Origin of the sequence: Streptomyces sp. NPDC057616, from assembly GCF_042800575.1 — a bacterium.
Classification (GTDB): domain Bacteria; phylum Actinomycetota; class Actinomycetes; order Streptomycetales; family Streptomycetaceae; genus Streptomyces.
Window position 1 is genome coordinate 101,386 of sequence record NZ_JBHVGU010000020.1, and the last position, 18,457, is coordinate 119,842.

Genomic DNA, 18,457 nt, shown 5'->3' on the forward strand with positions numbered 1-18,457 from the left:
GGGACTCAGTCCCACAGGGGGTACGACACCGTCTTCGGGAAGTTCGCCGGCGTGCGGCCCTCGTACGTCAGGGTCATCCGGCCGTAGTGCGGCAGCCGGGGGTGCTTCTTCCAGGGCTTGACGTGGTCGAGCCGGACGGTCACCCGGTAGGAGTGGAACCGGCCCGCCGCGCAGTAGGGCTTGCAGTCGTTGACGAGGTTGACGCCCTCGGCCCGCGCCGCGTGCCGACCCCACTGCGACCAGTGCAGCGAGACCAGCCGGCTGTTGCCGTCGCCGCACGCGAGGATGAAGGAGGCTGGGCGCACCTTCGGGTGCCACAGACAGTCCACGAGCACGGGAGAGCGTGGCTGCTGGCGCGCCTCGTCCGCGGCCGGCGCCGCCGTCGGCCGGGCGGACGAGGGCGCTCCGGCCGCCGCCGCGAGCGAGGCGGCGAACAGGACGGTCACCGCGGTCCTCAGTGCGTACCTGCGCATGGTGCTTCCCCCAGTCGTCACGTACCGACGCTACGACGCTACGACCGCCCACACGGATCCACCACTCGGACGGAGCAACCGGATCAGGCCGGGCGGACAGGACCGACGGTGAAGGTCGTCAGGACCGCCGCGTGGTCCGAGGGCCAGTCGTTGCCCGTCACGTCCGGCCAGTCGCGCGGGGTGCCGGTGACGACGGTGCGGGAGTCGACGACGCTCAGGCCGCGGCCGTTGTGCAGGACGTAGTCGATGCGGTCCTGCGGCTCCCGGCGGGAGGGGTCGTCCTCGTTCCAGGTGTGCACCGGCGACCAGGTGTGGCCGGGCGCGCGGCCGGGGTCGGGGTGGGCCTCGCGGTAGGAGTCGCGCAGCCCGGCCGCCTCGGCCGCCCGTGTCACGGGCCAGGCCACCTCGGGCCGGTCCAGGTGGGACGGGCAGTTGAAGTCGCCGGTGAGGATCACCGGGGTGGCCGCGTCCGCCGACTCCCCGATCCGCCGCAGGGTCTCCCGCATCTGCTCCAGCCGTACGTCCTCATGGGCGATCAGCTCCTCGGCGCCGAGCCCGTCGAAGGCCGCCTCGTAGGGGCCGTACGGCGTGTAGTGGAGATGGGCCGTCCATACGTCCACCTCGTGCGCGGCGTCGACGCGGATCCGGGCGCCCGCCGCTCCGTAGAAGCCGACGTCCGGGTCGCCGAGGCGGGCCGTGATGGGGTGTCGGCTGATGATGCCGAGGTTCTCGCCGGCCTGATGGTGGTGCCACCCGAGCGCCTCGGCGAGCTCCGCGGCCGAGGTGGCCGCGGTCTCCTGGAGGCCCACGACGTCGGCCTCGGTGTCCAGGATGACCTTGAGCTGTTTGGCGCGGTGGTCGTCGACCTTCGTGCCGCCGTACCAGAGGTTCCAGCTCAGCACGCGCAGCCGGGGCCGGCCGACCAGGGAGCGCAGCCGGTCGGGGGTCACCTGCTCCAGGCTCGCCACGACCGTCCGGCCCGGTGCCGGGTCGATCGGGGCCAGCGACGGCACCGCGAGCACCGTGCAGCCGGCCGCCTCCGCGGAGCTGACGCCGGTGGGGGTGTCCTCGACGGCCACGCAGTGCGCCGGGTCGACACCGAGGGCCCGGCAGGCGGCGAGATAGGGGTCGGGGGCGGGCTTGGTGTGCGCCGTGTCGTCCGCGGTGACGCAGACCCGGAAGCGGTCGGTGCCCAGCACGGTCAGGACGTCGTCGGTGACGGTGCGCGGGGAGGCGGTGACCAGTGCGGTGGGGACGCCTTCGCGGGCGAGGGCGTCGAGGAGGGCGATCGCGCCGGGGCGCGGCTCGATGCCGGTGCGGACGCGTTCGGTGAACTCCCGGTGCAGGAGGTCCGCCAGCCGCCCGGCCGGCTCGGCCGTGAGCCCGCCGAGCCAGGCCGCGGTGTGCTCGACGGGCCGCCCGAGCACCTCCGGGCGGTCGGCGTCGGTCAGCGGCCGGCCGAGGTCCGACGCGATCCGGTGCACCGCCTCCCACCACAGGCGCTCGGTGTCGACGAGCGTGCCGTCCATGTCGAAGAGGACGGCCTGGAGCGGGGGTCGGGTCACGGTCTCTTCTTTCGCGTGGGGTGCGGGTGTGTGGGGGAGTGCCGGGTGACGAGTCTCGGGCGGGTCACGCCGCGCGTGCGGTGACCAGCACCGGCCGCTCCGGGAGCGACACCCGTACGGCCGCTCCGGCGCTCACCGCGGCGGCCTCGTGCGTGGGCAGGTCGGCCTTCACCTCGGTGCCGTCGGCCAGCCGCACGGTGAGGCGGGTGGCCGCGCCGAGGAACGCGGTGGCGATCACCCGGGCGTCGCCGGTGTCGTCCGCGGTGACCTGCACGGCCTCGGGCCGCACCAGCACGTCCACCTCGCCCGCCGCGGGGAGGGTGCCCTCGGCGGGCAGCCGCAGCCCCAGGACCTCCACGGTGGAGCCGGACAGCTGCCCGGGGATCCGGCTCATCGTGCCGACGAACTCCGCGACGAAGGCGGTGGCGGGGCGGCCGTACAACTCGGCCGGTTCGGCGCACTGTTCGAGCCGGCCGGAGCGCATCACGGCGACCCGGTCGGCGACCGACAGGGCCTCTTCCTGATCGTGCGTCACGAACAGTGTGGTGATGCCGAGTTCCTGCTGCAGTCGGCGGATCTCCTCGCGCAGCGTGAGCCGCACCTTGGCGTCCAGCGCGGACAGCGGTTCGTCCAGCAGCAGGACGCGGGGGCGCAGCGCGAGGGCGCGGGCCAGCGCGATGCGCTGCTGCTGGCCGCCGGAGAGCTGGTGCGGGAACCGGTCGCCCTTGTCGGCGAGACCGACGAGATCCAGCAACCCGGCCGCCCGCGACCGGCGTTCGGCCGTGCCCACCTTCCGCATCCGCAGTCCGAAGGCGACGTTGTCGAGAGCGTTCAGATGCGGGAAGAGGCTGTACGACTGGAACACCATCCCGGCGTCCCGGCGGTGGGCCGGCACCCGGGTGACGTCCTCGCCGTCGACCAGCACCTCGCCGGAGTCGGGGTGCTCGAACCCGGCGAGCATGCGCAGCGCGGTCGTCTTGCCGCAGCCGGAGGGGCCGAGCAGCGCCAGGAACTCGCCGGGCTGCACCGTCAGGTCCAGCCCGTCGAGGGCGACGGTCGCCCCGAACTCCCGGCGCAGTCCGCGGAATTCGACCGTGGCGGCCTTGTCGACGGAGGTCTTCTCAAGCGTGGTGGCGGTCATGGTTCATCCCCGGGACGAAGCGGTACGGTTGCGCCCGCCGACACCGGCGAGCGCGAGGAGCAGGGCCCATGTGACGAGCAGGCTCAGCACGGACACGGCGACGGACAGCTGGGCCTGCGAGCCGCCGACGCTGTAGATCCACACCGCGAACGGCTGGAAGCCGAGCAGCTGGGCCACGGTGAACTCACCGAGGACCAGTGCGAGGGTGAGGAAGGAGGCGTTGAGCAGGGCCCCGCGCAGATTGGGCAGCACGGCCCGCAGCAGCGCCTGCGGCCAGGGGGCGCCGCAGCTGCGGGCGGCCTCGACCAGGGTGCGCACGTCGATGGCGCGCAGCCCGGAGTCCAGCGCCCGGTACACGAACGGCAGCGCCATCACGACGTACGCGAGGACGAGCACGAACGGGAAGTCCGGGTTCTGGACGGCCACGAAGGTCTCGAAGAGCGGGGTGCGAGAGAGGTACTCGGGACCCCACTTCAGCACCGTGGAGATGCCGGCCACGAAGGCGATCGGCGGCACGACCAGCGGCAGCGAGCACACCACCTCCACCACCGGCCGCAGCCGGGGCGCGCCGAGCCTGAGCGCGACCATGGCGGGCACCATCAGGAGCAGGACCAACGCGATGGTGGCCAGGGCGAGTTCGAGCGACAGCAGCAGACTGGAGCCGAAGCCCGCGGTGGAGACGATCTCGCGGTAGGCGTCGAAGGTGACGCCCTGGCCCGGCACGTCGACGGTGAAGACCACGGACGCGGCGAGCGGGACCAGGAAGTACAGGGCGGCGAGGCCGAGGACGACCCACCGCCACGGGTTCAGGCGTCGAGCCATCGCGCGCTCCGTCGTTGCAGGGGCAGGTACACGGCCATGACCAGGCCCGCGACCAGGACCATGTCGAGGCTGAGGGCGAGCGCCACGTTCTCCTGGCCGACCAGCACGTTGCCGGAGATGGCGTCGGCGATCTGCAGGGTGACCATCGGGACCGAACTGCCCACCATGGCGGCGGCGGTGGCGTACGCGGCGAACGCGCTGCCGAAGAGCAGCACCAGCCCGCCGAGCAGCGACGGCAGCAGGACGGGCAGGGCAACGTGCCGCCAGTACTGCACGGAGGTGGCCCCGTTGTTCTGCGCCGCCTCCCGCCACTGGGTGCGCAGGCCCTCCAGGGCCGGCGTGATGGTGAGCACCATCAGCGGGATGAGGAAGTACAGGTAGACGATGACCAGTCCCCAGAAGCTGTAGAGGTTCCAGCCCTTCGCGGTGAGGCCCAAGTGCCGTGTCAGGACACCGGCGTTGCCGAGCGTCGCCACGAACGCGAACGCCAGCGGGACACCGCCGAAGTTGGCGAGCACCCCGGACGCGGTGAGCACCGCCTCGCGCAGCGCGCGGAACCGGGAGGTGACCACGACCTGTGCGAGCGGCAGCCCGAGCACGGCGGCGATGCCCGCGGAGACCGCGGACAGCTTGACGCTGCCGAGCAGCGCCGTGAGATACGCGCCGTGCAACGAGGTGGTCAGGTTCGCCGTGCTGTACGAACCGGCGCCCGTGGTCTGGTCCTTGACCGTGAAGGCGCCGTCCAGCATGGCGATCGCGGGGACCCCGAAGGCGATCGCTGTGAACAGCAGCACCGGGACGACGGCGAGCAGGCCGCCGGCGCGGCGCCGCCGCTTCGGGGAAGCGGCGGTCACCACGTCGGCCCGCGTGAGCGTGGCCGTCATCCGGAGACGGCCTTCGCCCAGCCCTGCGCGATGACCGTCTTGGCCTTGCTCTGCTGGGCCTCGGTCGGGAAGGACGGCGTGCCGGAGACCTTCGGCAGCTTGGCGGCGGCGCTCTTGTCGAGCGTGCCGGCCTTGTCCATGGCCGTCATCAGGGCCGGACGGGCGTAGCCCTTGAGCCACAGGTTCTGGCCCTCGGTGCTGTACAGGTACTCCTGCCACAGGCGCGCGGCCGCCGGGTGCGGGGCGTCCTTGTTGACGGCCTGCGAGTAGTACTGCGAGAACTTGCCGTCGGACGGCACCGACACCTTCCAGTCGACGCCCTTGGACTTGAACTCGTCGGCGTAGCCTGCGTTGAGGTAGTCCCAGTCGATGCTGATCGGCGTCTCGCCCTTCTCGACGGTCGCCGGAGTCGACTCGACGGGCGTGTAGTTGCCGTTCTTCTTCAGCTTGGCGAAGAAGTCGAGGCCGGGCTGGATGTCGTCGAAGGAGCCGCCGCTCGCGAGCGCCGCCGCGTACACGCCGCCGAAGGCCGAACCCGACTTCGTGGGGTTGCCGTTGAGCGCGACCTGGCCCTTGTACTGCGGCTTGAGCAGATCGGCGAAGGTGGTCGGGCAGGTCTTCACGCGCTTGGCGTCGCAGCCGATGGAGATGTAGCCGCCGTAGTCGTTGTACCAGCGCGCCCGCGGGTCCTTCTGCGCGGCCGGGATGTCGGCGAACGAGGCCACCTTGTACGGCGCGAGCAGGCCCTGCTGGGCGGCGCTGAGCGCGAACGAGCTGCCGAGGTCCAGCACGTCCGGGGTGCGGTCCTGGCCCTTGCGGGAGGTCACGGCGTTGATCTCGTCCTGGCTGGAGCCGTCGGGGTTCTCCACCTGCATCTTGATGCCGTACTTCTTGGTGAACCCGTCGATGAGGGCGCCGTAGTTGGCCCAGTCGCGGGGCAGCGCGATGGCGTGCAGCGTCCCCTCCTTCTTGGCGGCCTTCACCAGGGCGTCGAGCCCGCCGAAGTCGGCCGCGGAGGTGGCCGTGGCGGCGTTCTTGCCGTCGGCGGTGGTCGAGGCGTTGTCGGGAGCGGCGCCGCAGGCGCTCAGGGCGAGCGCGGCGACGACGGCGAGCGCGCCGCTCAGTGCGACGGTTCTCGGCTGGGACACGGTGACTCCAGAAGGGGCGCAGGTGACGCACGAGGGTGAGAACTTGTCTGAACAAGTTGGCCCCAGTAAGGCGGTCCGCGGTATCGCTTCCGTAAACTGTGGCGAAATCTTTACCGCTGATTCCCTGCACAATCAGAGGAAAGCGCGATCACCGAGGGGTCTCGTCTACGCTGGTCACGCTGTGCACAGATGCCGACTCGGAGGGGAACGGTGGGGACGCGACACGAGGAGATCGCCGACGCCCTGCGGCGCGCGATCGACCGCGAGGAGTACGTGGTCGGCAGCAGGCTGCCCGCCGAGACCGAGCTCGCCGCCCACTACGGCGTCTCGCGCGGCACCGTCCGCCAGGCCGTCGCCGCGCTGACGGCCGAGGGCCTGATCGGCTCCCGGCAGGGTGCCCGCCGGGTCGTGCTGGCCAGCCGCCGCAGCCAGAGCTTCGCCGAGCTGCGCAGTTTCGCCCAGTGGGCGCGGGCCATGGGCCGGGAGGCGACCGGGCACGTGGTGGCGCAGGAGTACCTGCCGGCCTCCGCGCAGGACGCCGCACGGCTCCAACTGCGCGAAGGTGTACGGGTGTTGCACGTCCTGCGGGTCCGCGGCCTGGACGGCGAACCGGTCCTGCTGGAGCGCACGGTCTACGCCGACTGGATCTCACCCGCCGTCGAGAAGCTCGACCCGGACGCCGCCTCCGTCACCCAACTCCTTTACGACGGAACCGGCTTGGTCTTCGCCTACGGCGAGCACGTCATCGACGCGGTCGCGGCCGGTGCGCAGGACGCCGAACTGCTCGGCATCCGGCGTACCAGCCCCCTGCTCCGTGTCCGGCGCGTCACCACCACCCGCGAAGGGCGCCCGGTGGAGTGGTCCGACGACCGCTACCGCTCGGACGCGGTGAGCTTCAGCGTGCACAACTCGATGGACAACAACGCCCTGGCGCGCAAGACGGCGGAGTGAGCGTCGGACGTCAACGCCCCCACGGCAAAGGCCCGTTCACTGCCTCGGGCGGCGGCCGACCGGACGGCTGAGCAGAGCGGTGACGTGATCGCGCACGACCTGCCAGGCCGCGGAGTGGAGCGTACCCACGGAGGTGGCGCCGAGCGCGCCGATCGCCTCGTCGCTTCCCGTGCTGCAGGGGACGATCTCCGAGAGCACGTCGTAGCCGTCGCGGACGGCGACGTGCAGGCGGCCGAGCCCGTCGTCGCCGGTGTGGACCGCGGCGGCGACGACGAACGGCGGCGGGCCGCCCGCCTCGACGGGCAGCTTGCGGTAGCTGCTCGCGACCGGCGCCCGCCAGTGCAGGCTGAGCAGCAGGTGGTGCTTGGTGACCAGCTCGGCGAGGTCGGTCTCGAAGACGCGGTCGCGGTCGAGCACCGTCGCGCGGGCGTCCAGGACCAGGGCGGCCGGCAGCAGGCAGCGCAGCGTGCTGCCCACGATGTTGCCGCCGACGGTCGCCGTCCGGCGCACGGCGCCCGTGCCCACCGTGGACGCGGCCCGGTGCAGGACCTCGGGCACCCGCTCGTCGATCCGGCCCAGCACCACGGCGGCGCCCAGCGTCACGTCCGTGATCACGTTGGCCTCGGGCAGGTTGCGCAGTGACATGGCCCGCTCCGGGAACCCGTCGCGTTGCCAGCCGGCCCAGACCAGCGTCGCCCCGCCGACGGGGACAGCTCCCTCGGCGACGCACTCCTGCGCTTCGGACACGGACGCGGGCAGACGTAGCAGCACGGGAGCGGACCTGCTTTCTCGACGAGTTGGAGCTGAGGTGCGCGTGCCCGGGAGCGTGAACCCGCGGACATCGCGCATTTTCCTCACCCGCGTGGAGGCGCGTACAGGGCTCACTGATCTACACCGTGCGCCCCCTCGGTGTTCGCCGCGCGGGATCTTCGGGGGAGGATGGGGGTCCGGACGAGAGGGGTGCCGTACCCGTGGGACACGCTGGAGCAGTGCAGGGGGCCGAGTCCGCGCTGATCGTGCGGCACGCGCCGCGCGGGGCGGCGTCCGCGGCGATCATCACCCTGCACGGTGGTTCGGAGCTGAGCCACCGGGCGGCGCGCCCCTGGCAACTGGCCGCGCTCCGCATGCACCCGGTCCTGCGGGCCGCGGCGGTGGGCGCATCCCGGGACGTCCTGCTCGGCCGGGTCCGCTACCGCCACCGCGGCTGGAACGACGGCGACCCCGCCGACGACGCCCTGCGGGCCCTCGACGAACTCCGCCGGCGAGCGGGGGACGCGCCCACGATCCTCGTGGGCCACTCGATGGGAGGCAGGGCGGCGCTGCGCTGTGCGTCGCACCCGCTGGTGCGCGGCGTGCTGGCGCTGGCGCCGTGGTGTCCGCCCCAGGACTCCGCGCGCCATCTCGACGGTGTGCGCCTGGTGGTGCTGCACGGCGACCAGGACCGGGTGACCCCGCCGGCCGAGTCGGCGGACTACGTACGCAGGGCCCGGGAGGCGGGGGCCACGGCCGGCTTGGTGGTGGTCGGGGGCGGCGACCACGCGATGCTCCGCCGCATCGGGGAATGGCATCGCGCCACGACCGAGGTCGTCGGCCAGATGCTCCAAGGGGACGCGGGCGCCGAGGGGTTGACCGCAGAGGCGTGTGCGGCCGAGGGTGCCGTCCACCTGTGAGGGCGGACGGCACCGCGGGTCCGTCGGTCAGGCGTCAGCACGCCCCCTCGTCCTGCCAGGGCCCCCAGTCGGAGGCGGCCGGCGCCTCGTTCTGGGTCCACCACTTGGCCTTCCAGTTGTGCTGGTTGTACGAGACCTCGTCACCGGCGGTGTAGACGGAGCTCGAACTCCAGGCGGTCTTGCAGGAGGTGGGCGTCGGGGTGGGAGTCGGCGTGGGGGTCGTGGACGGTGGTGTGGCGCCCGCGAACTTCACCGAGTACTTGGCGAAGTCCCACGAGTTCTGCGCCACGCTGGAGCAAGTGCCCGACGTGCGGCCGCCGTTGTCCGGCGGGCTGCACTGGCGGTCGCGGTTCAGCGACCAGAAGGTGAAGCGGTCCATGTTGTGGCTGGTGGCGTAGTCGAGCACGGTCTGGAAGTCCGCCTGGGTGAACATCTCGCCCGTGTCGCTGCGCCCGTTCATGCCGGAGAAGCCCTCGTGGGCGTAGGCGGTCGCCTGGTCCCAGCCGAACGTCGACTGCAGGATCGAGTTGAAGTTGGTGAGCGCGCTCGTCTGCGAGGCGGCGCCGTTGAAGCCGCCGTCGAACGGCATGATGGAGAAGTTGTTGGGCGTGAAGCCCTGCGACTTGGCCTCCAGCAGCATCTGCTTGCCGAACCAGCCGGTGCCGTCGGCGGTGCCGGCGGTGGTGACGGAGACGTACAGGCCGGGGTTGTTCTGCTGGAGGATCTTCGCGGCGCCGATCTCGTTCCTGATGGCCGCGGTGTTCTCGTACTCCGGCTCCTCCAGGTCGAAGTCGATCGCGTGCAGGCCGTACTTGGTGATGACCTGCTGGTAGGCCGCCGCCGTGGACGCCGCGTCCGAGCACGCCTGGCCGAGCTTCGTGCCGCCGTAGCCGCCGATGGAGACGGAGACGTCGCCGCCCTTGGCGCGGATGGTGTTGATGACCGACTGCACCGCGGTGTCCGAGGAGACGGGGGCGGTGCCGCCCCAAGTGGGTGAGCAGCCGCCGCCGTTGGGCGCGAGGACGAAGGCGAGCTGGAAGGCCTTGAGGCCGGTGGCGTCCATGATGGTGCCCGCGTCCGGCGGGTCGTTGTCCAGCGGCATCAGGTACGGGGCCGCCGCGTACCAGCGGTTGTCGAGCGCGCTGGTCGCGCCCGAGGCATGTCCTGCTACCAGTGCTGTGGTGCCCGCCGCGGTGAGTCCAACTGCCGCTGCGGCGCCCAGACATGCGCGAAGACGTCTCACGGTGTGCCTCCGGTGAGGGGGTGGGGGAGGGAGTGCCTCAGCTTCCTGCCGGCCCGCGACCGCCGTCCATGGGTTGGACTAGACCAAACACCGTTTTGGTCTGGACCATAGAGTTCTTTTACCTTCGCGCGAGTGCGTCTTGTGCCTTACGGTCGATGTGCGGTATTTCGTGACAGGTGACCTACTACGACCTCGGCAGCCACGGCCGGCGGGTGACGACCTCGTCCGGCGAGGCGCAGACGTGGTTCGACCGCGGACTCAACTGGACCTACGCCTTCAACCACGAGGAGGCCGTCCGCTGCTTCGAGGCCGCCGCCGCGGCGGACCCCGGCTGCGCCATGGCCGAGTGGGGCGTCGCCTACGCGCTCGGCCCCAACTACAACAAGCCGTGGGAGTTCTTCGACGAGAAGGACCTGGCCCGGACGGTGGAGCGCACCCACGCCGCGGTCCGGCGCGCACACGCCAAGGCCGCCGGCGCCACCCCCGTCGAACAGGCCCTGATCGGCGCCCTGGGGGCCCGCTACCCGCAGGAGCGGGCGCCGGCCGTCGAGGTCTGCTCCGTGTGGAACACCGCCTACGCCGAGGCCATGCGCGAGGTCCACCGGCTCGCCCCCGACGACCTCGACGTGGCCGCGCTGTACGCCGACGCGCTGATGAACCTCACCCCCTGGCAGCTCTGGGACCTCCGCACGGGCACACCGGCGCCGGGCGCGCGCACCACTGAGGCCAGGGCGGTGCTGGAGCCGGTGCTCGCCACCGAGGCGGGCGGGCGGCATCCGGGACTGCTGCACATGTACATCCACCTGATGGAGATGTCCCCGACGCCCGAGGCCGCCCTCTTCGCCGGCGACCGGCTGCGCGGCCTGGTGCCGGACGCGGGACACCTGCAGCACATGCCGTCCCACCTGGAGGTGCTCTGCGGCGACTACCGCAGGGTCGTCTCCGACAACACCACGGCGACCGGGGCGGACGAGAAGTTCCTGGCCGAGGCCGGAGCGATGAACTTCTACACGCTCTACCGCTGCCACAACCTCCACTTCAAGATCTACGGCGCGATGTTCCTCGGCCGTCACCAGGACGCGATCGAGACGGTGCGCCGGCTCGAGGCGTCCGTGCCCGAGGACCTGCTGCGGGTCGACAGCCCGCCCATGGCCGACTGGCTGGAGGGCTTCCTCGCGATGCGGGTGCACGTCCTCATCCGCTTCGGGCGCTGGGACGACATCCTCGCCCTTCCGCTGCCCACCGACGCGCGGCTGTACAGCACGACGACGGCGATGGCCCACTACGCGCGCGGCGTCGCCCTCGCGGCGACGGGCCGGATCGACGAGGCGGAGGCCGAGCGCGACCTCTTCCGCGCGGCCGCCGCCCGCGTCCCGGAGACCCGGATGCTGTTCAACAACACCTGCGCGGACCTGCTGGAGATCGCCGCGGCGATGCTGGAGGGAGAACTGGAGTACCGCAAGGGGAACCACGACGCCGCCTTCGCGGCACTGCGCCGCTCCATCGAACTGGACGACTCGCTGCCGTACGACGAACCGTGGGGCTGGATGCAGCCCACCCGGCACGCCTACGGGGCGCTGCTGCTCGAACAGGGCCTGGTCGTGGAGGCGGAGGCGGTCTACCGGGCCGACCTGGGCCTCGACGACACCCTGCCGCGCGCCCGGCAGCACCCGGCCAACGTCTGGTCCCTGCACGGCTTCCGCGAGTGCCTCGTGCGGCTCGGCAAGGACGGCGAGGCGGGCATCGTGGCCCAGCAGCTGAAGATCGCCGCGGCGCTCGCGGACGTACCGATCGAGGCGTCCTGCTTCTGCCGCACGGAGACCGCGGCGGGCTCCGGCGGCTGCTGCGACGGGCAGGACTGAGCCTCGGCAGGACTGGGCGAGAGCGGGACCGAGCCCGGCAGGACCGAGCCTTCCACGCCGGCCGACCCCGGCCGCCCGCACCCGCGTGGTGCACACGACCCTCGACTTTGTCAGGATTTGTACGTGCTGGGTGTCGTACGGCTGATCCGCTCGATCCGCGGTTCCGCGGCGGGCGACGCGGCAAGGCAGGTGGGCGACGTGTCGGTTCCGGCCGCCGTGCTGCGCAGGCTGCTGGCCGGCCTCGGGACCACGCTCGACGAGCCCACCACCTGCGCCGAACTGACCCGCGCCGTCAGCGGCCACTTCCACTGCCCGGCGGCCGTGCTGCGGCTCGACGGGGCGGCCGTCACGGGGTACGAGGCGATCGCCGGGGACGCGGACGTGCTGCCGGACGCCCACTGGGCCGCCGCCGTGGCCCACGACATGGCGCGGCCCTCGCCCGGCGGACGGCCGCCACCGCGCGCCGCCCACCTGTCGGTCGGCCGCGCCCGGCCCGCGCTCTGCGTACCGCTCGCCAACGGTGAGCACCGCTACGGCGTCCTCGTGTGCGCGCGGGAGGGGGCCCCGTTCGCGGCGGTCGAAGCGGATCTCCTCGCCCTCCTGGCGGAGTGCGCGGCCTCGCACATCGGCCACGCCCGCGAGTACGCCGGGGTGAGCCGGACCGCCGGGGATCTGCAGCGCGCCCTGCGCGCCGAGCCGGGACGGCCGCACCCGAACCTCGACGTGGCCATCCGGTACCTGCCGGCCGGGAAGCGGGCCGTGGTCGGGGGTGACTGGTGCGAGACGGTACGGCTGCACTTCGGCCGCACCCTGCTGGTCGTCGGCGACGTCATGGGGCACGGCGTGGAGGCCGCCGTCGACATGGCCTCCTACCGCTCCGACCTGCGCTCCCTCGCCGCCGCCGACCTGCCGCCGCACCGCATCCTGCGCCGGCTCGACGACATCGCCGCGCGGGAGCCGGACCGCAGACCGGCCACCTGCCTGGTCGCCCGGGTCGACCCGGTGCGCGGCCGGGTGACCCTCTCGGGCGCCGGTCACCTGCCGCCCGTCGTGGTCGGCGGCGACGGCCGGACCTCGCCGCTTCCGGTCCCGGTCGGGCCGCCCCTGGGTACCGGGATCGGGGGCTACGAGCCCGCCACCCACGACCTGGACGAGACGCAGACCCTGCTGATGTTCACCGACGGACTCGTCGAGCGCCGGGGCGAGGACATCGACGTGTCCCTGGACCGGCTCGCCCGGATCCGCTTCTCACCGGGGGTCGGTCTCGACGACGTCCTCGAAACCGTCCTCGCCCGCCTGGGCGCCCTGCACGCCGAGGACGACGTGGCGGTCCTGGCGGCCCGGCCGCGCTACACCGGGGCCCGCTGAGGGGCGCGGTGCTCCCGCGGCTTTCCGGTGGGTCAGGTGTGGTCGTGGTCCCCGTCCGGCGAGGGCCGGGAGGACTCGTGATGGGCCAGGAGCGCCAGCAGCTCCGCGACGGTGGCCGGGGCGTCCGCGGGATGGCGCAGGACGGTGCCGGTGGCGATCCGGTAGACGTTCTGGCGGCCCTCCCGGACATGGGTGAGGTATCCGCCCTCCTCCAGATCCGCGATGATCTTCTGCACCGCCCGCTCGGTGAGCCGGCAGCGCACCGCGATGTCGCGGACGCGCGTGGTGCGGTCCTCGGCGATGGCGGCCAGCACTCGGGAGTGATTGGTCAAGAACGTCCAGCCTGCATGCGGTTCCTGCGCTCGCTCCATGCCCCACAGCATACGGAACGCGATTCACGCATTGCAAAGGACGTATTTCTTTTCGTGTATTGGTTGACGCGAAAGGGTGATGGGGTGATGCTGGAGAGGAGTCGTGAAGGCGGTATGAGCGGGAGCCTCGAATGTCCCAGCATGCGGTTCTTCCCCCGGGCGAGGGGGACTGCTCGGAGTGCGGCACCGTGCCCCGGCGATCGCGTACGCCGGAACCGGTGACCTTGCGTGTCGACACGGCCGGTGACCGGCTCGTGGTCACCGTGTCCGGTGAACTCGACCTGGACAGCGACGAGTTGCTGCAGAAGACGCTGAGCGACGCGCTCGACCACGCCACCGGGGGCCTGGAACTGGACCTGGCGGGCGTGGGCTTCTGCGACTGCTCCGCCCTCAGGGTGCTGATGCGGGTGCACCATCGCGCCCGTGCGACCTCCAAGACCCTCGTCCTGCGGGCGAGCAGTCCGGCGGTGCAGCGCCTCCTCGCGCTCTCCGGCGCCCTCCCGCTCTTCGGGGACGGGGCGGGTGAACCGGTGGACGCCGACGGCGAACTCGTCGCGGAGAACGCGCAGTTGCACCGGGCCCTGGAGACCCACGCGACCATCGACCTGGCGCGGGGGATGCTCATGGCGTCGTTCCGCCTGACGCCCGAGCAGGCCTGGCAGGTCCTGGTGACCGCCTCCCAGCGCAGCAACACCAAACTGCATGTGTTGGCCGAGGCGCTGCTGCGGACCGCGCACGGTGAGGCCCTGCCCGAGTCCCTGGCCGATCCCGTGGCCTCGGCGGTCCAGGAGCACGGTGGCGCCGAAGGCTGAACCCGGCGGCCGAACCCGGGCGGCCGAACTCCGGCGGCGGCCCGCCGGGCGCCTCAGCCCGCCTGCCGCACCGCCACCGGCCGCGGTACCGGACGCTTCGCCGTGAAGCCGTCGCCCGGGACGTGTCCGCGCAGCCGTCGCCACACCCAGGGACCTACATGGTCGACGGCCCAACGGACGTCCGCGCAAAGGGCCTTGAGGGCGGGGACGGGAGTGCGTGCGGGCAGGGGCTCGGACCAGTCCTCGTGCCCAGGGACGCCGAAGGTGTGCGCCATGCCGGCCGAGATGCGGGCATGGCCGGCCGGGCTCGCGTGCAGGCGGTCGTCGCTCCACAGTCGGGGATCGGCCGTGAACGGATGCGGGAAGAGGTCGAGCACGTCGACGCCGTGGCGGGCCGCGACGACGCGCAGCCGTGCGTTGAGGTCGACGATGCGGGGCCGCACCCGGCGGGCGACCGGTGAGATCGTGCCCAGGTCGGGGAAGGTCATCGTCGCCACGTGCGCGCCCGCAGCCGTGAGGCGGGTGAACATCTCCTCGATGTTCGCGGCGACGGCCTCCGGGTCGTAGCGCCGCCGTACGACGTCGTTCATGCCCGCCGTCACCGTCACCAGGTCGGGCCGCAGGGCGAGGGCGGCGCCGAGCTGGTCCGCCTTGATCTGCCCGCTGGTCTTGCCGCGCACGGCGAGGTTGGCGTAGGTCAGGCCCGGCTGCGAGCCCGCCAGGATCTCGGCGAACCGGTCGGCCCAGCCGCGGTGCCCGCCCGCCGGACCGGGATCGCCGATGCCCTCGGTCAGGCTGTCGCCGATCGCGACGTAGCGCAGGAACGGGTGCACAACGGTCATGCCACGCAAGTCTATCCGCGGTTCACCCGGAGTTCAGGCGCGCACGGTGGAGCCGCGCTCCCGCATCCGCGGGGCGCACAGCACCCGTTTCTTGCGCACCCGCTTGCCCTCGATGGCGGCGACGGTCAGCCGCGCGGCCTCCGCCGCGATCTCGCTCAGCCCCCAGTCCACCGTGGTGAGCGGCGGCGTCAGCACCCGCGACACGGGATGGTCGTCGAAGCCCACCACGGAGACGTCCCGGCCCACCTCCAGCGAGTCCTCCGCCGCCGCCGCGTACACGCCGTACGCCAGGGAGTCCGAGAAGCAGAACACGGCGGTCGGCGAGTGCGCGCTCTGCAGAACACCGCGCGCCACGGCCGTGGCCTCGCTCAACTCCTGCGGGCAGGGAACCAGTTCGGCCCGCAGGCCGAGCCGGTCGGCCGCCTCACCGACGTACACGTCGGCCGGCCGGTCCGGTGTGCTCGGGCGGGTCGGCGTCAGCACGGTGATCCGGCGGTGCCCGAGCGCGTGCAGATACTCCAGTACGGCGTCGATGCCGGCGCGGTTGTCGAAGATGACCTGGCCGGCCGTGCGGGCCCTGCTCAGCGAGTCGCCGACGGCCACCACCGGCAGCGCGTCCGCGATCGCGGACCAGCCTTCCGCCGAGGGGTTGACCGGGGAGACCAGGAGGGCGTCGACGCGCTGGTCGCGCAGCTGTTTGGCGAGGGCGAGCTCGCGGTCGGGGTCGCCGCCCGCGTCCAGGATCAGCGCGTAGCGGTCGCCGGCGAGCAGTTCTCGGCCGATGGCCGCCATCAGCTGCTGCAGCCACAGGTCCCGGAGGTCTCCGGCGAGGACGCCGACCATGCTGGTGCGGCCGCTGGCGAGGGCGCGGGCGATGGGGTCGGCCTCGTAGCCGAGTTCGGCGGCGGCCCGGCGGACCCGCTCCTCGGTCTCCTTGGAGACGTGCTTGCCGCGCAGCGCGTAGGAGACGGCTGCGGTGGAGAGGCCCGTGGCCTCGGCCACCTCCCGGAGGGTGGTGCGCTTGTTGGGCCTGGCCATGCCGGGAAGCCTACCCGGACGCATGCCGGGCGCGGGTGCAAGGCCCGCCGAACGACCGTCGGCAATGGGGTGCGTGCGGCGGCGGGGCGCCGGTCCCATTCCGGTCGGCCCCTTGACACGCCCTCTTGTTAAGCGGTTAAGTTAACCGTATAAGTGAAACGATTAACAACATCCTTCTCCGACCGTCCCGCACCTGCCCGTCCCGAGGAACGTCCCGCGTGCCCACCGACGTCCACCAGCACATCTGGCCGCCCGCCCTGGTCGAGCTGCTGCGCTCGCGCACGGCGCCCCCGCGCCTCGACGGCTGGACACTGCACCTGGCCGGCGAACCCCCCTACCGCGTCGACCCGGACGACCACGACATCGCCGCCCGCACCCGGCGCGCCACCGACGACGGACTCGACCTGGCCCTGGTGTCGCTCTCCAGTCCGCTCGGCATCGAGTACCTGCCACCCGCCGAGGCCGCCCCGCTCCTGGCCGCGTTCCACGACGGCGCCCTCGCCCTCCCGGCCCCCTTCGGCGTCTGGGCCGCCTGCAGCCTGCCGGCCCCGGACCCGGACGGCGTGGAACGCGAGCTGCGCCGCGGCTGCGTGGGCCTCCAACTCCCGGCCACGGCGCTCCTCGACGCCGAGGGCTGGGCCCGCCGCGCACCCCTCCTCGACGTCCTCACGCGCCACGACAAACCGCTCCTCGTCCACCCGGGGGCGGCCCCGCCCGCCGGTGGCACCCCGCCGTGGTGGCCGGCCCTCGTCCCGTACGTGCAGCAGCTGCACGCGTCCTGGTTCGCCTTCCGCGCCTTCGGCCGCGCCCGCCACCCCCGACTGCGCGTCTGCTTCGCCGCGCTCGCGGGCCTCGCGCCGCTGCACGGCGAACGGCTCGCCGTCCGCGGCGGCGGTCGCGGCGCGATCGACTTCGACGTCTTCTACGACACCTCGTCCTACGGCACCCGGGCCGTCGACGCCCTCGTCCGGGACGTGGGCATCGACGTGGTCGTCAGCGGCAGCGACCGCCCCTACGCACCCCTCGTGATCCCCGACCTCGGCGCGGACGCCGCCGTCCACGCCCTGCGCACCGCCAACCCCGCCCGCCTGCTGCACGGCGGCACCGCCACCGTGCCACCCGCCGGACGCAGCCGAGAAAGGAGCCACCCATGACGTACGAGGCCCTGCCCGAGCGGACCCTCGACAAGCGCGAACTCCAGGCCCTCGTGACCGGCCTGGCCGCCGGCCCCGACCTGTGGCGGGCCCACGTGGCCTTCTCCGACAGCCGGCGGCACTACGCGTCCCTGCACCGGGACGCCTATGTCGACATCTGGCTGCTGTGCTGGACCCGGCAGAACGACACCGGCTGGCACGACCACGACACCTCCGCGGGCGCCGTCACGGTCGTCCAGGGCGAGCTCAACGAGTCCACGCCGCGTATCGGCGGCAGCCACTGCTCCGTCACCTTCGAGGCGGGGGAGTCCTTCTGCTTCGGGCCGGAGCACATCCACCGGCTCACCGGCGCCACCGACGACGCCGTGTCGATCCACGCCTACTCGCCGCCGCTGTGGCGCCTCGGTCAGTACGACATCGCCGCGGACGGCCTGATGCGCCGTCTGTCCGTGTCGTACGCCGACGAACTGAGGCCGCTGGACACACCGGCCGCCTGACGCGGGACCGCGGGTCCTACGACGACAGGGCCAGGACCGCGCGCACCCGCTTGCCGCCACCGGTCACCGACGACACGTCCAGACGCTGCGCCAGGCAGCGCACCATCGCCAGCCCGCGTCCGCACTCACCGTCGGCGGTGAACGGCCGTACCCGGGGCGGCAGCGGGCTGTCGTCGTAGACCTCGACCGTCACCCGCTCCTCGGACACGTGCAGCCTGAGCCGGCAGGCGCTGCGGCCGTGCTGGGTGGCGTTGGCGACCAGTTCGGACACGACGAGCTGCACGTCGTCGATCTCCGCGGGTGCGGCCCCCGTCCGGATCCGGGAGCGGGCAAGGAACTTCGAGGTGAGCCCTCGTGCCCGGCCTGCCGATGCGGCCTCGTCGAGCAGCAGGTACTCCACTCGTACGGAACGCCCATGGGTACGCCGCTGCGTACGCATGGTGGATCACATCCCCTCCTAGGACACCCGGTTCCCCGCGGCCAGTCCGCCCACCGGGGGCCGCGTCAGCTCACGCGGCCGGTCCTGCCCCTGGCTGATGCCCTGTGGCCTTGATCGGCAACCATGTGCATGCGTATTCGCTCGGGCACGGGTCGGGAAATATCAGCCCTGGGGCTC

The 18,457-nt window shown here is 72.6% G+C and carries 19 protein-coding genes; 7 read left to right on the forward strand and 12 right to left on the reverse strand.

Annotated features, from left to right (window positions below; all coding sequences use genetic code 11):
• Positions 1–5: 5 nt before the first annotated feature.
• The 6 genes from ACFU97_RS25140 to ACFU97_RS25165 form a co-directional block, all read right to left on the reverse strand.
• A complete protein-coding gene (locus tag ACFU97_RS25140) occupies positions 6–473 on the reverse strand; it encodes a hypothetical protein (RefSeq protein ID WP_384260413.1) in 468 nt (155 codons plus the stop codon).
• Between the two features lie 83 nt (positions 474–556).
• Positions 557–2,038: an HAD-IA family hydrolase gene (locus ACFU97_RS25145; RefSeq protein WP_384260415.1), complete on the reverse strand. Its 1,482-nt coding sequence runs from the start codon at positions 2,036–2,038 to the stop codon at positions 557–559.
• A gap of 64 nt (positions 2,039–2,102) precedes the next feature.
• The gene (locus ACFU97_RS25150) at positions 2,103–3,179 is read right to left on the reverse strand and encodes an ABC transporter ATP-binding protein (RefSeq protein WP_384260418.1); all 1,077 of its coding nucleotides are present in this window, start codon (positions 3,177–3,179) and stop codon (positions 2,103–2,105) included.
• Between the two features lie 3 nt (positions 3,180–3,182).
• On the reverse strand, positions 3,183–4,001 hold the full coding sequence (locus ACFU97_RS25155; protein ID WP_384260421.1) for an ABC transporter permease: 819 nt from the start codon (positions 3,999–4,001) through the stop codon (positions 3,183–3,185).
• The gene (locus ACFU97_RS25160; RefSeq protein ID WP_384260423.1) at positions 3,986–4,885 is read right to left on the reverse strand and encodes an ABC transporter permease; all 900 of its coding nucleotides are present in this window, start codon (positions 4,883–4,885) and stop codon (positions 3,986–3,988) included. The genes ACFU97_RS25155 and ACFU97_RS25160 overlap by 16 nt, the downstream gene beginning before the upstream one ends.
• Positions 4,882–6,033, reverse strand: coding sequence for an ABC transporter substrate-binding protein (locus ACFU97_RS25165; RefSeq protein ID WP_384260426.1), 1,152 nt, complete (start codon positions 6,031–6,033; stop codon positions 4,882–4,884). The genes ACFU97_RS25160 and ACFU97_RS25165 overlap by 4 nt, the downstream gene beginning before the upstream one ends.
• 210 nt (positions 6,034–6,243) lie before the next feature.
• Between ACFU97_RS25165 and ACFU97_RS25170 the strand changes: the two genes are divergently transcribed.
• Positions 6,244–6,984, forward strand: coding sequence for a GntR family transcriptional regulator (locus ACFU97_RS25170; protein WP_384260428.1), 741 nt, complete (start codon positions 6,244–6,246; stop codon positions 6,982–6,984).
• A 36-nt stretch (positions 6,985–7,020) separates the two neighbouring features.
• Here the strand turns inward: ACFU97_RS25170 and ACFU97_RS25175 are convergent, their stop codons facing one another.
• Positions 7,021–7,755 carry an FAD binding domain-containing protein gene (locus ACFU97_RS25175; RefSeq protein ID WP_384260430.1) on the reverse strand — a complete coding sequence of 245 codons (735 nt, stop codon included), beginning with the start codon at positions 7,753–7,755 and terminating at the stop codon, positions 7,021–7,023.
• A 218-nt stretch (positions 7,756–7,973) separates the two neighbouring features.
• Here ACFU97_RS25175 and ACFU97_RS25180 point away from each other — a divergent pair, with 218 nt between their 5' ends.
• Positions 7,974–8,654 (forward strand): alpha/beta fold hydrolase, encoded by a 681-nt coding sequence (locus tag ACFU97_RS25180; RefSeq protein WP_384260433.1) that lies wholly within the window; start codon positions 7,974–7,976, stop codon positions 8,652–8,654.
• Between the two features lie 34 nt (positions 8,655–8,688).
• Here the strand turns inward: ACFU97_RS25180 and ACFU97_RS25185 are convergent, their stop codons facing one another.
• The gene (locus ACFU97_RS25185; RefSeq protein ID WP_384260435.1) at positions 8,689–9,897 is read right to left on the reverse strand and encodes a chitinase; all 1,209 of its coding nucleotides are present in this window, start codon (positions 9,895–9,897) and stop codon (positions 8,689–8,691) included.
• 176 nt (positions 9,898–10,073) lie between these two features.
• Here ACFU97_RS25185 and ACFU97_RS25190 point away from each other — a divergent pair, with 176 nt between their 5' ends.
• Together ACFU97_RS25190 and ACFU97_RS25195 are read left to right on the forward strand one after the other, a co-directional pair.
• Entirely contained in the window at positions 10,074–11,759 is a 1,686-nt protein-coding gene (locus ACFU97_RS25190) for a tetratricopeptide repeat protein (protein ID WP_384260437.1), read from the forward strand.
• Positions 11,760–11,882: 123 nt separating this feature from the next.
• A complete protein-coding gene (locus tag ACFU97_RS25195) occupies positions 11,883–13,127 on the forward strand; it encodes a PP2C family protein-serine/threonine phosphatase (RefSeq protein ID WP_384260440.1) in 1,245 nt (414 codons plus the stop codon).
• Positions 13,128–13,159: 32 nt separating this feature from the next.
• Here ACFU97_RS25195 and ACFU97_RS25200 read toward each other — a convergent pair whose 3' ends face one another.
• Complete coding sequence (locus ACFU97_RS25200; RefSeq protein ID WP_384260442.1) at positions 13,160–13,498, reverse strand: helix-turn-helix transcriptional regulator; 339 nt, start codon at positions 13,496–13,498, stop codon at positions 13,160–13,162.
• 218 nt (positions 13,499–13,716) lie between these two features.
• Between ACFU97_RS25200 and ACFU97_RS25205 the strand changes: the two genes are divergently transcribed.
• A complete protein-coding gene (locus tag ACFU97_RS25205) occupies positions 13,717–14,310 on the forward strand; it encodes an anti-sigma factor antagonist (protein WP_384260443.1) in 594 nt (197 codons plus the stop codon).
• 53 nt (positions 14,311–14,363) lie between these two features.
• Here ACFU97_RS25205 and ACFU97_RS25210 read toward each other — a convergent pair whose 3' ends face one another.
• Both ACFU97_RS25210 and ACFU97_RS25215 read right to left on the reverse strand, forming a co-directional pair.
• Positions 14,364–15,152 (reverse strand): SGNH/GDSL hydrolase family protein, encoded by a 789-nt coding sequence (locus tag ACFU97_RS25210; RefSeq protein ID WP_384260446.1) that lies wholly within the window; start codon positions 15,150–15,152, stop codon positions 14,364–14,366.
• A gap of 33 nt (positions 15,153–15,185) precedes the next feature.
• Positions 15,186–16,190, reverse strand: a complete 1,005-nt coding sequence (locus tag ACFU97_RS25215) for a LacI family DNA-binding transcriptional regulator (RefSeq protein WP_384260448.1) — start codon at positions 16,188–16,190, stop codon at positions 15,186–15,188.
• A gap of 218 nt (positions 16,191–16,408) precedes the next feature.
• Between ACFU97_RS25215 and ACFU97_RS25220 the strand changes: the two genes are divergently transcribed.
• Together ACFU97_RS25220 and ACFU97_RS25225 are read left to right on the forward strand one after the other, a co-directional pair.
• Complete coding sequence (locus ACFU97_RS25220) at positions 16,409–17,344, forward strand: amidohydrolase (protein ID WP_384260451.1); 936 nt, start codon at positions 16,409–16,411, stop codon at positions 17,342–17,344.
• Positions 17,341–17,841, forward strand: coding sequence for a cysteine dioxygenase (locus ACFU97_RS25225; RefSeq protein WP_384260453.1), 501 nt, complete (start codon positions 17,341–17,343; stop codon positions 17,839–17,841). Before ACFU97_RS25220 ends, ACFU97_RS25225 begins: the two co-directional genes overlap by 4 nt.
• Before the next feature lie 16 nt (positions 17,842–17,857).
• Here ACFU97_RS25225 and ACFU97_RS25230 read toward each other — a convergent pair whose 3' ends face one another.
• Entirely contained in the window at positions 17,858–18,280 is a 423-nt protein-coding gene (locus ACFU97_RS25230) for an ATP-binding protein (RefSeq protein ID WP_384260454.1), read from the reverse strand.
• Between the last annotated feature and the right edge of the window lie 177 nt (positions 18,281–18,457).

What these genes read in the sequence shown, in the direction of transcription:
- ACFU97_RS25140 (WP_384260413.1), bottom strand. Translation starts at nt 473, where the DNA reads ATGCGCAGGTACGCACTGAGGACCGCGGTGACCGTCCTGTTCGCCGCC.
- ACFU97_RS25150 (WP_384260418.1), bottom strand. Translation starts at nt 3,179, where the DNA reads ATGACCGCCACCACGCTTGAGAAGACCTCCGTCGACAAGGCCGCCACG.
- ACFU97_RS25210 (WP_384260446.1), bottom strand. Translation starts at nt 15,152, where the DNA reads ATGACCGTTGTGCACCCGTTCCTGCGCTACGTCGCGATCGGCGACAGC.
- ACFU97_RS25155 (WP_384260421.1), bottom strand. Translation starts at nt 4,001, where the DNA reads ATGGCTCGACGCCTGAACCCGTGGCGGTGGGTCGTCCTCGGCCTCGCC.
- ACFU97_RS25225 (WP_384260453.1), top strand. Translation starts at nt 17,341, where the DNA reads ATGACGTACGAGGCCCTGCCCGAGCGGACCCTCGACAAGCGCGAACTC.
- ACFU97_RS25215 (WP_384260448.1), bottom strand. Translation starts at nt 16,190, where the DNA reads ATGGCCAGGCCCAACAAGCGCACCACCCTCCGGGAGGTGGCCGAGGCC.
- ACFU97_RS25160 (WP_384260423.1), bottom strand. Translation starts at nt 4,885, where the DNA reads ATGACGGCCACGCTCACGCGGGCCGACGTGGTGACCGCCGCTTCCCCG.
- ACFU97_RS25230 (WP_384260454.1), bottom strand. Translation starts at nt 18,280, where the DNA reads ATGCGTACGCAGCGGCGTACCCATGGGCGTTCCGTACGAGTGGAGTAC.
- ACFU97_RS25200 (WP_384260442.1), bottom strand. Translation starts at nt 13,498, where the DNA reads ATGGAGCGAGCGCAGGAACCGCATGCAGGCTGGACGTTCTTGACCAAT.